15 protein-coding genes are annotated in these 13812 nt (G+C 29.0%); 4 read left to right on the top strand and 11 right to left on the bottom strand.

What is annotated here, in order from left to right:
* Positions 1–129: 129 nt before the first annotated feature.
* From thiH to thiS, 3 genes are all read right to left on the bottom strand, one after another.
* On the bottom strand, positions 130–1290 hold the full coding sequence (thiH, locus tag COL3_RS24080; protein WP_008427516.1) for a 2-iminoacetate synthase ThiH: 1161 nt from the start codon (positions 1288–1290) through the stop codon (positions 130–132).
* An 11-nt stretch (positions 1291–1301) separates the two neighbouring features.
* Positions 1302–2072: a thiazole synthase gene (locus COL3_RS24075; RefSeq protein ID WP_008427515.1), complete on the bottom strand. Its 771-nt coding sequence runs from the start codon at positions 2070–2072 to the stop codon at positions 1302–1304.
* 182 nt (positions 2073–2254) lie between these two features.
* On the bottom strand, positions 2255–2452 hold the full coding sequence (gene thiS / locus COL3_RS24070; protein WP_008427513.1) for a sulfur carrier protein ThiS: 198 nt from the start codon (positions 2450–2452) through the stop codon (positions 2255–2257).
* A gap of 320 nt (positions 2453–2772) precedes the next feature.
* On the opposite strand from thiS, the gene COL3_RS24065 reads away from it, so the two are divergent.
* Positions 2773–3495, top strand: a complete 723-nt coding sequence (locus COL3_RS24065; protein WP_008427512.1) for a hypothetical protein — start codon at positions 2773–2775, stop codon at positions 3493–3495.
* 139 nt (positions 3496–3634) lie between these two features.
* On the opposite strand, the gene COL3_RS24060 is transcribed toward COL3_RS24065, so the two are convergent.
* On the bottom strand, positions 3635–4375 hold the full coding sequence (locus COL3_RS24060; protein ID WP_008427511.1) for a hypothetical protein: 741 nt from the start codon (positions 4373–4375) through the stop codon (positions 3635–3637).
* A 317-nt stretch (positions 4376–4692) separates the two neighbouring features.
* Between COL3_RS24060 and COL3_RS24055 the strand changes: the two genes are divergently transcribed.
* The gene (locus COL3_RS24055) at positions 4693–6387 is read left to right on the top strand and encodes a methyl-accepting chemotaxis protein (RefSeq protein ID WP_008427510.1); all 1695 of its coding nucleotides are present in this window, start codon (positions 4693–4695) and stop codon (positions 6385–6387) included.
* Positions 6388–6515: 128 nt separating this feature from the next.
* On the opposite strand, the gene COL3_RS24050 is transcribed toward COL3_RS24055, so the two are convergent.
* The 6 genes from COL3_RS24050 to COL3_RS24025 all read right to left on the bottom strand — a co-directional run bounded on the left by COL3_RS24050 (position 6516) and on the right by COL3_RS24025 (position 10588).
* Positions 6516–6992: a dihydrofolate reductase gene (locus COL3_RS24050; RefSeq protein WP_008427509.1), complete on the bottom strand. Its 477-nt coding sequence runs from the start codon at positions 6990–6992 to the stop codon at positions 6516–6518.
* A 257-nt stretch (positions 6993–7249) separates the two neighbouring features.
* Complete coding sequence (locus COL3_RS24045) at positions 7250–7561, bottom strand: hypothetical protein (protein WP_008427507.1); 312 nt, start codon at positions 7559–7561, stop codon at positions 7250–7252.
* Positions 7562–7801: 240 nt separating this feature from the next.
* The gene (locus COL3_RS24040) at positions 7802–8206 is read right to left on the bottom strand and encodes an FMN-binding protein (RefSeq protein WP_008427505.1); all 405 of its coding nucleotides are present in this window, start codon (positions 8204–8206) and stop codon (positions 7802–7804) included.
* A 12-nt stretch (positions 8207–8218) separates the two neighbouring features.
* Positions 8219–8815: a TetR/AcrR family transcriptional regulator gene (locus COL3_RS24035; RefSeq protein WP_278286705.1), complete on the bottom strand. Its 597-nt coding sequence runs from the start codon at positions 8813–8815 to the stop codon at positions 8219–8221.
* 164 nt (positions 8816–8979) lie between these two features.
* The gene (locus tag COL3_RS24030) at positions 8980–10029 is read right to left on the bottom strand and encodes a DUF4179 domain-containing protein (protein ID WP_008427502.1); all 1050 of its coding nucleotides are present in this window, start codon (positions 10027–10029) and stop codon (positions 8980–8982) included.
* A gap of 4 nt (positions 10030–10033) precedes the next feature.
* Positions 10034–10588, bottom strand: coding sequence for a sigma-70 family RNA polymerase sigma factor (locus COL3_RS24025; RefSeq protein WP_008427501.1), 555 nt, complete (start codon positions 10586–10588; stop codon positions 10034–10036).
* 465 nt (positions 10589–11053) lie between these two features.
* Between COL3_RS24025 and COL3_RS24020 the strand changes: the two genes are divergently transcribed.
* On the top strand, positions 11054–11290 hold the full coding sequence (locus COL3_RS24020; protein ID WP_008427500.1) for a DUF2164 domain-containing protein: 237 nt from the start codon (positions 11054–11056) through the stop codon (positions 11288–11290).
* 81 nt (positions 11291–11371) lie between these two features.
* Here the strand turns inward: COL3_RS24020 and COL3_RS24015 are convergent, their stop codons facing one another.
* Positions 11372–12292: a CAP domain-containing protein gene (locus COL3_RS24015; protein ID WP_008427498.1), complete on the bottom strand. Its 921-nt coding sequence runs from the start codon at positions 12290–12292 to the stop codon at positions 11372–11374.
* Positions 12293–12808: 516 nt separating this feature from the next.
* Between COL3_RS24015 and COL3_RS24010 the strand changes: the two genes are divergently transcribed.
* Positions 12809–13417: a sigma-70 family RNA polymerase sigma factor gene (locus tag COL3_RS24010; protein WP_008427497.1), complete on the top strand. Its 609-nt coding sequence runs from the start codon at positions 12809–12811 to the stop codon at positions 13415–13417.
* Positions 13418–13812 lie beyond the last annotated feature (395 nt).

The raw sequence follows: 13812 nt of genomic DNA, 5'->3' as shown, positions 1-13812 counted from the left end.
GCGGGAGCATGCTAAATTGGATGCAACTTGCAACTTAGATCCTTCAGCGATATTTTCATAGTTTTTCGTAGCAAAAATATTTATGATTTCGGTAAGCTACCACATAAATCAAGTTTATATGTTGTTTATCTATACATATACGTAATCATTCATTACTGGCTGCAATCCTTTTGCTTTAATTGCTTCATATACTTCATCTACAGTTCTGCTATCGGCAATTTCAAATTGATTATCTCCTCTATCTTCTGCCTCTTCAGCATGACTTCCTATTCCGGTACTTACACCTGCCGAAATTTTAGTTGCTGCTAAACCTATAACATTATTTCGGAATCTTTCACATTCCCTTGTAGATATAGTGATGTTAGCAAAAGGCATAAAAAGACGATATGCTGTAATTACCTGCAAAAGCTGTGGTTCATGAACATCTTTGGGATTAATTTTATCATTATTAATAATTGGTCTTAACCTTGGGCATGAAAATGCAATTTCCGCATGAGGATATTTTCTTTGAAGAAGATATGCGTGCACCCCTGTAGCGAAAGCATCTTTACGGAAATCATCCAATCCAAGTAATGCTGCAAAACCTACTCCTCGCATACCGCCTTTTATTGCTCTTTCTTGGGCATTTACTCTATATGGAAATATTCTCTTATGTCCTTCCAAATGAAGAGTTTCATACTTATCTGAATTATATGTTTCTTGGAATACAGTAACAAAGTCTGCTCCACATTCTCTAAGATATTCATATTCATCAGAGTTCATAGGATATACTTCTAAGCCTACCATCTTGAAATATTTACGAGCTATTTTGCAAGCTTCTCCTATGTATTTTACATCTGACATTTTTCTGCTTTCACCAGTAAGAAGAAGAACTTCTTCCAATCCAGTTTTTGCTATAGCCTGCATTTCTTTCTCTATTTCTTCAGCATTTAGTCTTGCACGGCGAATTTTATTGTGACAGTTAAATCCACAATAAATACAATAATTTTCACAATAATTTGCAAGATATAATGGTGTAAACATATAAACTGAATTACCAAAGTGTTTTCTGGTTTCTTCCTGCGCTGCTTGAGCCATTTGTTCAAGAAATGGCATGGCTGCTGGAGATAATAATGCAGCAAAATCTTCTACAGTACGATAATCATGATTTAAAGCCCTTTGAACATCAGCGGCTGTATATTTATCATAATCATAAGCTTCCATACGACTGACTACTTGATCCATTATGTCTGATTCTAAGATTTCCATTCCAGGCATATATTCCATATGATTTGTACGTTGTTCGCTCATATCTACACCTCCTACTCTTGCAAGAACCCAGTTAATGGTGAAGATGCAGACGCACCTTTATCTAGCACTCGGCCTAATCCAGAAAGATATGCTGCACGACCAGCTTCAATAGCTTGTCTAAAAGCACCTGCCATAACTGGAATATCACCAGCAGTTGCAATTGCTGTATTTGCCATTACGGCTGCAACTCCCATTTCCATAGCTTCGCATGCTTGAGATGGACGTCCAATTCCTGCATCAACGATAATCGGAAGATCAATTTCGTCTACTAATATTTTTATAAATTCCTTTGCAGCCAATCCCTTGTTAGATCCAATTGGTGATGCAAGAGGCATAATACAAGCTGCTCCGGCGTTAACTAAATCACGAGCTACATTCAAGTCTGCATGCATATATGGCATAACTACAAAACCTTCTTTTGCAAGGATTTCAGTAGCCTTAATTGTTTCATAGTTATCTGGAAGTAGGTATTTTGAATCACGAATGATTTCAATCTTTACAAAATTGCCACAACTCATTTCCCTAGCAAGTCTTGCAATTCTAACAGCTTCTTCTGCATTTCTTGCCCCTGAAGTATTTGGAAGTAACGTTACCCCTTCTGGAATATAATCTAAAATGTTTTCGCCTCCATCTGTATTCGCACGCCTTAAAGCTAATGTAATCATCTGTGCACCAGCGTTTTCTACTGCAGCCTTAATTAACTCTAAATTATATTTTCCTGAACCTAGTATAAATCTTGATGAGAATTCATGTCCCCCAATGACTAATGTATCTTTTTTCATTTTTTATTCATTCCTTTCTTAATTGCATAAAACTATGTTAAAGCCGTTACTCCAGTTAATTACTAGCAGTTAATATTTGAAGATGAAATACTTTCAATATTTCTTTATATTTATTTGTTATAAAACTATAGGCTTTTCTCCCCAAAATTGTTAATTGTGCACTGTTAACTGCCAACTGACAATCAGCCTCCTCCAACAAAACTAATTACCTCAAGCGAATCGCCATCTTTAATATTTGTTTGCTTATATTGAGCTTTTGGAGCAATTTCACCATTAAGTTCAACAACAGTTTTCTCTAATGAATATCCTTGATTAATAAGAAATTCTTCCAAAGATATTTCTTCAACAATATTCACTTCTTTTCCATTTACCTTTACCATACTTTTCACCTCTTCCTATTTATACATGCAAAAAAGGCCACACGAAAAAATACACCCAAGGTGGTGTACCCCTTCGTGTGACCTTCACACTCTGTCAAAAATTATATCACTATTCTAAATTTGTGTCAAATTAATCTATAAATGGATTAGTTAACTTAAATCAGTTTGTAAAAATTTACGATGTATAGAAATCATCATTAGTCTTGTCTATCGCGAATAAAACTATAAACAATTGAATTAAAAAAACTTATTAATTTACCATAACTTTCCATAAGGCATTATGGTATAATTTCTATAAAGACAATGTTAAGGAGGTCCTTATGACAGCGACTAATAAAATTTCAGCAATAAAATTATGGAATCCAAAATCATTTATTATTTTCTCCCTATTTTTTTCTTTTGTTCCTGCTGGAATTATGAGCGCACTAAATTATGGCCGATATGGAAATAAAAAAAGAAAGTGGGTAATACTTATATCGACTATTTTAGGATTTGTAACGCTTATTACCTTGGCATCATTATTGCCAGTTGATGCACCTTATATATTTCTAGCTATTAATATTGGTGTTGGAGTTTTTTTATCCATTAATCAGCGTACACTTTATAAAGATCATATTGAAAATGGTGGTAAAAAGGCTTCTTATATTCTACCAATAATTATAGGCATTATTATCTTCTCACTGGCTGCCGCTTCAATCATGTACACAATCAATATACCTAAAAATGCGCTTGACTATGGTGAAAATCATCTCTTCTACACAAATAATATAACTCAACTGCAAGCAAAAGAACTTGGAGACTACTTCAATAGGGAAGGCTATTTTACCAGCAATTCAAAAATTGATGTTAAAATTGATAAGCAAAATGATACTTACGTCTTATCACTTGTAGCAGAAGGTGATTATCAAAATAATCAAAACTATGTAGGGCCTATGAGAGCACTATCTAAAGAGCTTTCTCAAAATGTTTTTAAAAATAGTAAAGTTAGGATAGACTTGTGTGATGATAGATTTAAAGTTCTGAAATCTATTAATACAGATTAGATATTTACAATATAACCTTAATTATGGCATGGCAATAGAACAAGAAAGAGATAGTTTTTTTACTCGCTGTACACTATCTCTTTCCTTATTCTTATTTAGTTTTAATATATTCAACATTTATTAAAATCATATGTAATTTCTAATATCTTCTCCTAATTATTTTAATCAACTCCTCTTTGTTCCCTCTCAATTGAACAAGTCGATTTACATTAGCTCCAGATGGATGTGGAAATCCTTTAAGGATTTGATTTTCATTTATTACCTTTATTTCGCAAAGCTTGTATAAAACTTCTTCGACACATCTTCCTAAAGGTATTATAAGAATATTTCCTGCATTATTTAATTCTTTAAGTTCATCAACAAAATTATTATAAATATATTTCATTAAGAATTCACTCTTTATAAGCTTTGGAGTATGACCTGAATAATTTTGCCCTTTTACAAAAACAGCATATGGTATTAATGAAACAGTATGTAGTAAACAATCCTTCTCTCCAAACAACTTACTACAGCTTTCAATGCTTAAATACTTATTAAGTTCTATTTCATCTAACATGCTAATTAAATTCTTCCTAAGACTACCGCTAAAACGTCCTGCTTCCTTACATTTATATTGTATTTCTTTAATATCATTAGATTCCTCAAGTTCTCTTCTTGCAGCAGAAATAGCTGTACTCATCTGTTGAAAACCAGGAGTTATTCCCACAATAAAAACCTTTGCCTTTGGATTTATATATTCATTATGAGGTGAATAATATATTTCTATATCTTTTTCTTTTTCAATAAGGAAATCTTTTGTTAAAATCTCATTCTTATTATATTTATCTTTTATCGGCAATTTCAAAATTTTATCTTTATAATTGTATAATGTTTTTTTCATATTTAACCTCTAAATATTATTTTATATTTTATCTTTAGCATTATTATTTAATTTTATTATTAATATAGCATTAAATATCACACACTCCTTAATCTTTATATAATGGTATTCTAGGACTATTTTTAGCAGTTAAAATTCATTTGAAGTACAAAATCATATATTACTTTCATTTGTAGAACAGAGTCTTTATTCCACTATTCCTATTGACATAATATGAATTATAGTTTAAAGTTTATATTAATTTGAATTATTCTCCTATTATTAACTATATAAGAATAATTAACCCAAAAATTTATTAATGAAAGGTAGGAGTACTCATGAATATAAGAAATATAAAGGTTAAATATAAAATTCTTTTAAGCTTTTCCTTAATACTTGTTATGTCAATAATTTACTCCATTATAAACTTAGTAAGTATAAATTCATTAAACCAAAGTTTCAAACAAGTAATTGACGGAAATACTCAGAAAATTATTATTGCATATAATATACGAGGGGATTTAACTAATACCTACACTGCATTAAGAAACATATTAGTCTCCTCTGACACAGAATACATAAAGAGTCAAAAGAAAGTATTAAGTGATAATATAAATAAATACAATGATGATACAGGAAAATATGTTTCAATGATTGATAATTCTGATGAAAATCAGTTATACAAGGATTTAGAAAATAGTGCAGCTTCCGAGCTCAAAGGCCTATTAGATAAAGTAAATAATAACGCATTCCCATCTATAGACTTAAACAAAGAAATTGAATATCAGCAAAAACTTCGTGATCTTGTACAAAAAAATATAGATTGGCAGGTTATGCATATAAATGAAAAGAAAATTGAAGTAAATGATCTAACTTCCAAAGTAACTCTATTAACTTCTATTTCTATACTGCTAATTATTTTATTTTCTATTTGCATTGTAATTATTTTAACAGCAAGTATTACTAAACCTTTACGTAAAATAGAACACTTCGCCGAAAGACTTTCGGAATATGATTTTACAACATCTATAAACATAGCTACAAAAGATGAATTTGGCAAAACAGGTATAGCTCTAAATAAAGCTCAAGAAAATGTAAAATTCTTAATTACATCTATTTTAGAAAGTTCATCCAAGGTAAATTCCTCCAACCAAGAACTCTCTGCTGCAATCGAAGAAATGAATATAAAACTTCAAAATATTAATAATGCTGCCGAAGATATAAAGGATGGAACACATGAGCTTAATGCGTCAACTCAGGAAGTTACCGCCTCGATAGATGAAATAAATATAAGTATTAATGATTTAACTGAAAAATCAATGGATGGAAGTAATAACGCTAATAGCTTTAAAAATAGAGCAAATTTAGTTCAAACAAATGCGGCTAATGGCATAGAAGAAATTCGAAATATGTATAGTGACCGAGAATCTAAAATATTACAAGCTATAGAAGATGGAAAGGTTGTTGAAGATATAAAATCTATGGCTGATATCATATCAGGCATTGCAAGTCAAACCAATTTATTAGCATTAAACGCTGCAATAGAATCAGCAAGAGCAGGAGAACATGGCAAAGGATTTTCAGTAGTAGCTAATGAAGTTAAAGTCCTCTCTGAACAATGCACAAATGCAGTTTCATCAATCCAATCCACAATTTTGCATGTGCAAGCTGCCTTTAAAATTCTCTCAACTAATGCCTATGAGATTTTAAAATTTATTAACAATAATGTATATAAGCAATTTGATGAATATTTAGGTGCAGGAACACAGTATTATAACGATGCCGAATACGTTCTTCTCATGTCAGAAAATTTAGCATCTATGGCAGAAGAAATAACTTCTACTGTTGGACAAGTTAATGAAGCAATCCAAAATGTTTCTGCTACTGCGCAAAAATCCTCAGAGGATACTAATCTAATACAAAACAGCATAAATGATGCTGCAAATAACATGAAGCTTGTAGCTAACATTATGGAAGTTCAATCCGAACTTTCAAAAAAACTTAATACAATAATCCAGAAATTTAAAATTTGATTTTGGTAATCTATCATAAACTTATTTTACTCTTTGTAAATTATAATACAAGGCTTTATGCATCAATGCGAATGCCTTGTATTTTTATTAATTTCATTAATTATATATGAATTCTGTTTTGCGCATTTTTATTTCTTTATCCTCTCATATGTATAATAAGTGTATGGAATTTCACCTTCAATTCTTTCTTCATAGTTTTTTATAAATTCCTCTTCATTAATATGCTCAAAATATACATTACCCTCAATTATTTTATCTATTACTGTAATATATATCCTATTGCATAGGGGGAATACTTCTTTATACACTTGTCCTCCTCCAGCTATAAAGATTTCTTCCTCACCTTTAGCTAAATTCAATGCTTCAATTAGTGATTTTACAGTAATACAATTATCAAATTCTATATTTTCGGTATTTGAAATAATAATTGTTTTTCTATTGGGCAATGGTTTCCCAATCTCTTGAAAAGATTTCCTACCCATAATTATTGTCTTTCCAGTAGTTAATTCCTTAAATCTCTTCTGCTCCCCTTTTATTTTCCATGGTATTACCCCATTATTACCTATAACATTATTCTTTGATACCGCTACTATAATAGAAATCATTTTTTTAATTCTCCTTATTCAATATTTTCTTAGTCCAAATATAAATACACCTAATAAAATTTGACTTAAATTTTATAACTCATATTCCGAGTATATTATCAATAATATCAATCACTTATTAGTAAAATAAAAGGATATCTATCTACCAATAAATAGTCTATCCTTATTATACTACAATATTTTGTTAACTTTCCTTTACTTTCCCAAAACATCTTGTATTGTTTTATCATTTAACTCATGAGTCAAATATCAAAATTTTATGCCCTTGCTAAATGTTTAATACATCTTATATCTATATCCCAATTAGGATTAACATCAGGATGTTTTTTTGCTAATTCTTCAATCGCTAAAATATAATTCTCACTTTTCAATTTAGATGCTAAATCATCTAACATTTCAATCATATATGATAAATAATATTCATCTAACCCATTAATAAATTTAATAATTTTATTCTCATCATTACCCATAGCTTTAATTATTTCATCCCAATATTCAGATATTTTAGGATCCTGAGGATGCAAAAGCGCCCTTTCATCTATTAGCTCAAGTATTTTGTTATCATCCATATTACCACCTCAAATTTATTATTTAAATTATTTATTTTATTGTTAACTTATGAGTTATTTTATTTATTTATCCTGATTTTTATTCCCTTAAGAAACTTTTATTAATGTCATCGATTTCACAAATACATTATAACACATTTACCAATATATTACATCATATAAAGTTTGTGATAGATTTTTTTACAAAAAAAATTAACTGACCATATAATTGTGGTCAGTCATTGAAAATAATATAATAAACTACACCTTACCAGACACTAATGCATTTTCAATAGCCTTTAAAATTGTTTTACTGCTATTGGTAGCTCCCGAAACTGCATCTACTTGTAAACTTTGTGCCTTAACCACCCTATCCGTAATAACTTCAGCTGGCTTTCCTCTATCTGTTTTATGTTCTAACAAATCTATATTTTCAATCTTGTGACTCTTAACTGTAACGGAAACTTTTGCAGCAATAAAATCAACATCATAAGAACCAATATATACACCATCAGAAATCTTTGATAAATCAACTTTTGAAATTGTTAGCTCCTTTATAGTTTTTTGATAATTTCTAAGAGAAATTAGATATTTCCCTCCAACAATAATACCGGTTATAATTGCAAGACAAGCTACACTTAACAAGATTTTTTTGATATTTAGCATAAAACCCACCCTTTATTTTTTAATAGACCTTAATAAAATGCTTATCCCATCTTCTATTAAATTTTCAATGTTTTTATTATAATAGGTACTTATATATTTTTCTTTTCTATTTATCAAACCGATATATCCCATCATAGCTGACCATAGTAACAGACAAATAGTATCTGAATCCTTATCATCTATCACTTCGCCCTTTTTCATTCCGTCCTCGATACATTTTTTTAAAATTTGTATTGAATATTGTCCTGCAACGTAGCATCTTTTAATCAAAGAGTTATCGTCGTGAATTTGAAAATCAAACTCCTTATTTTCATAATCTGAAATAGCTTTAAAATATCCTGGATACTTCTTACAAAATTCGATAAACACCCTACCAATACTGCTTATTTTTTCAATTTCAGTTCTATTAATATTTTCCTTAATTGCTTTGTCAAATAATCCATTTAGTGTAGTAAATCCACATAACATTATTTCGAAATACAATTCTTCTTTGCTTTTAAAGTATGAGTATATAGTTTTTTTAGTAAATTCAGCTTCCTTTGCAATATCATCCATTGTTGAATCTTCAAAACCGTTCTTAAAAAAAACTCTCTCTGCCGCATTTACTATTTCAATTTTACGTGCTAATTTTTCTCTTTCTTTTCGTTCTACAATACCTATAACAATTACACCTCCAGTTAAATAAGTATACTATTAGTATGTTTCATATATTTTTAATATACTAAATATCCACATAATGTCAACATTATTTCTAGATTGCATCCCTTTAACTGCTATTTTAGCTTGGATAAGTCTATCGTAAATGCTTCCCCTGCCTTTTTAAATTCGTTATTCATCTCTCCTCCTACTTTTGGATACTCGGCAGCATATGGAGTTAAAGTTAAAGTCTTTGCATTTTCATTAAGATTCCCATCAATATTTTCAATTTTAAATAGTGCTTTATTTTCTGTACTATAAGATGCATAAAATTCAACTTTATTGCCTAAATCATCAGCTCCTTTTAATTGAACATCATACGCTGTATCCATTTTAAAATTTGATATTGATGCATAAATTTTTTGACCTAAAGAATTATCTGTATATTTTTCTAAAGTATATTCAACACCATTTTCAAGAGTAAATTTGTTATTAAGCGTTATCTCTTTAGTGTCTATTCTCAATTGATCACCATTAGTCTTAAATTCAAAATTCAAATTGCTCATTTTTTCTGCCTTATCTGGATTTAATCCAATACTTGAACAGGATATTTTTATATTTAAATCTCCACTTAAATTCATATCTCCTAAATCATAAGTCATTACTGTCTGAGTAGTATAATCATCAATATTCTTTGAACTTCCAGTTGATCCACCATTTACTTCCTTTCCATTTATATAAATGCCATTAAACCCCTTCCAAGATTCATCATCACTTAGTTTTCGATTAGAGGTTACATTATAAGACACAGTTAACTCATTTTCATCCAAAATAACTTCATTTAATTGAACTGTTATTCCATTTTCTGTTATAGATTTATTTACTACAGTCTTATATTCATCTAAGTTTTTATCTATCCTTAAAAGGCTTGCTATATCTTTGATCCCTGGCAATTCTAATACTTTTGATAATGCTGATGCTCCAACATTAGTCCCAAAGAAAGTAATTGTTAATGCCAGAACCATACCTGCTGCTATTAAAGTTCTCTTACGAGATTTATTTTTAACAGCTGAGTTTCTAAAATTAGCTTTAATTCGTCTCTTTTCTATATCATTGAAATCTTCTTTTTCATAAATATCTAAATTTATGTTTGCATCATTTAACATAATATATATATCATTTTTCATATTATTAACCTCTACTTTCTAAAACACTAAATATTTTTTGTATTTTTTTCTTTCCTCTAGATATTTTGTTATAAATAATATCTCTTCTGAATCCTGTTTCCTCAGATACGTCTTTCATTTCCTTTTCTTCAACATATAATTTATAAAATAATTCCCTATCTTCTTCCTTTAAACAATTTAGCATGTCCTTAACATCATCATTAATCTCATTTTTTATAAGCTCTTCATGGGTGTTATCAGATATACTTATATTTAAATCATCTATATTTTCATATTTTAAACTTTTTAAATATTTTCTCTTATAATCTATAGACTTAAATTTCGCTATTCCAGCTACCCAATTTTTAAATTCACTTTTATTTTCATCAAAGCTTTCAATGTTATTCCAAATTCCAAGAAAAATATCATTAATGCACTCCTCCTGAAAATCCAGAAGATTATAGAGATGCTTTTTCACAATAGATTTTATAATCCATCCATAGTTCTCTATAACGTAATCTAACGCTTTTTCATTTCTTTTTATTAACTGAGAAATAAAGTTCACACTATCAATTTTCATTTTTCTCCTTCTTTCTAAAGCAAGCTTGCGTATAAATTTTTCTTTATATTTAATATTTCGTCTATCGATTAGTATATCTATCAATATTTATAAAAAAATTATAAGTATTAAAATACTTATGCCATATAATCAGTTTGTATAATTATATATTTAAGCAATGCCATATAAGATAAAAACGCACTATTATTAGTGTAATAAGTATGATTACGTAAAAAATTTGTAAGCATTTCTGTTTTTATGTATAATTAAATAAAAATATTTTTATAGTGGAAAAATAAATTACTTTGAAAAAGAATGATTAATACATCGTCATTTATCTGCAATGATTGGTAACTAGCAGATGCACATAGGGCAAACCATAGAATTTTATTATTCAACCAATATTGATATACCTGAATACATAAAATAAACAATGGCGCTTAACGATTAATATATTTTCAATAAGAATCTAAATGGAGGTTTCAAATGAGTAATAAAGATAAATTTAAATTAAGTAAAGAAAAACGTGAAGATATGATTTCTGCCATAAAAGAATTCTTTTACAATGAGAGAGAAGAGCAATTAGGTGATTTAGCATCAGGTAAGATTCTAGATTTTATTATGGATGAGCTAGCATTAGAATTTTACAATCAGGGCGTTTATGACTCTTATAAGTATATGACTAACAGTATCGATGATTTATTATCAATACAAAAGTATTAAAAATAAAGTAAATTCGCATTTTTTATATCAAAAGCAAATTACTCACCACAATTTTGTGGTGAGTAATTTAAATTGAAATTACTAGTTTGAAAATTCTTGTGTTCCCATGTATTTACCGTTTCCTTGAAGAACTCCTATACCAACTTTAGTATATGAAGAATTCATCATATTAGCTCTATGACCTGGTGAATTCCACCATTGAGTAAATAACTCAACTGGATCATTGGTATTATATGCGATATTTTCTCCTGCTGAAGTGTAAGTATATCCCAAATCATGTAACCAGTTTGTCCACTTTGTTCCGTCTGGATTTGTATGATCAAAGAAGTTGTTTTGAATCATATCATCACTTTTATATCTTGCAACTTTTACTAAAGTATTATCTATAGTTAATGGTTGTAAACCTGCTTCAGTTCTTTTTTGATTCATTAATTCAAGAATCTTTTGTTCTGCAGCAGCTTGTACATTCACTGCGTATTTTGCTGGTAATTGAGGTAACCCCTGAACATCTACTGAATTTGCAGATGTTAAAGCATTATCTGTAGTTTTGCTGATTCCTGTATTTGTTGTTCCCAAATTATCATTTGCATTAGTTACTTTTGAAGTTTTATTGCTATCATTAACTACATTATTATTTGCATCAAATTTTTTATCTACCACTGGGGCTTTATTTCCAATTACTTGCCCATCAGAATTAGTTGTATATGTTTTATTATCCACTAAAACTTTTCCAGTCTCTAATTCACCAGATTGGTTCAAGCAGTAAGTTTTGCCATCAACGTTAATAACTCCTGTTTGTTTTATTCCTTCATTATCAAAGTAATTCCAATTACCATTATTCATAACCCATCCAGAATTTAAAAGGTTATTTGCAATTGTATTATAATAATCATTATAATTTGAATCTATAGTTGCCGCGGATACTCCTAATGATGAGAAACTCGCCATAGTTGTACCTGCAATAACTGCTGTTACGATCTTTCTTGATAAATTCTTTTTCATTAGTTTTTCTCCTTTGAGTTATATATTTAGCTGCTTGATTTTTCACAAAAACTATAAACATTTAAATTATAAATTTTTTTGATGTTTATCGCTTTCAATCAAGGCCATGTGTATATACTATCATCTTTTCGACATTATTCAACACAGAATTTCTTTATTTAATTCATTTTAAAGATATTAAGTCATAAGTCCTTGAGTATGCTTGAGTATGTTCCCTTATGCACTATGATATCATTTAAGCCTTTTCTCCATGCCGGCTAATCCCCTATAAATTTAATTGAATTTTGTTTTAAAATTCAAATATATTCTAAAAATCATAGGATAAATATCTATGTGAAAGAGCTAAAAAATCACATATAACTCTTTATTATTTAAAGTAGATATATTTTTGTTAATAAGTATAACTAGACTTTCTTTTTTCTATAAAACATATGTTCATGATTCTTTTATACTAAATATAGTAAGATCTTACCATTTATGAAACATTCGGATGTTTATTGTTAAAGGAGTGTTTATATGGATTATGAATATATTGAAAGTTTAGTACAAAAGTCTAAAGAAGGTGATATATTATCTAAAGAGAAGCTTGTAAATGAATTTCGCCCTTTAATACTCAACATAGTCAAAAGAACCTTTCTTCATGGTTATGATAATGAAGATATAAAACATGAATGCTATAGAACACTTTTTAAATGCTTGTCTATGTACAATCTAGAGAGCCATAGATTTGTAGCTTATGCCAGCAATGGAATTAGAAATAATATTAACGATTTAATTAAAAGAGTAAAAAACAGAAGTTCTGCTGAAGGAAGCGAAGCCCTTATCTTATCAAGTGATTTAGAGGATAATATCCTTTCAAAGGATGACAGCATTGAAGATATCTTTTGTACTAAATGTGATTATGAAACACTGAAATTAGCAATTAATTCTTTAAATAAGGAAGAAAAAGAATTAATCAAGTTTATATTTTTTAAAAATAACTCTGTTGCAACCTATGCATCAGTTAAAAATATTCCCTACTCTACTGCCAATAGAAAAAAATTGCTAACCTTAATGAAATTAGGTAATTATTTCATTGCTCCCGCTAAAGATTCTACAGACAAAATAATTAAATATAGAAGATAAATATAATGGAACTGGAATACTTACTACCTCTTGGGGATTAATAATTTTGTTGTGCATCATATAAATATTATCATCCTGTAGCATAAATTATCTCTCCTAAAACTCAGACTTTTTATCTTATATACTTTATTGCAAATTATCTTTGCATATATAATACTCAGTAAAGCCTAAAATGTTGATAAATTGCAAATAACATTATTTTTGTGGCTTTTAATAAATATTTTATGTTTATAAACAACTCTCACATTTATCCTAAAATTATAAATACTTGTTTATCGTTAGGTATATATTATCTCATAAAAAAATCGCAAGCGACTGTGGAGCTGGAGATTTTTTTCACGCATCTGCCTTTTCGAACGTATGTGAGAAAAATATGGCAGGCGAATAAGATTTAT

Source organism: Clostridium sp. LS (assembly GCF_002760435.1).
Classification (GTDB): Bacteria; Bacillota; Clostridia; order Clostridiales; family Clostridiaceae; genus Clostridium.
Note: the sequence above shows the minus strand (reverse complement) of the source record. Positions and strands in the feature narration are given on the sequence as shown.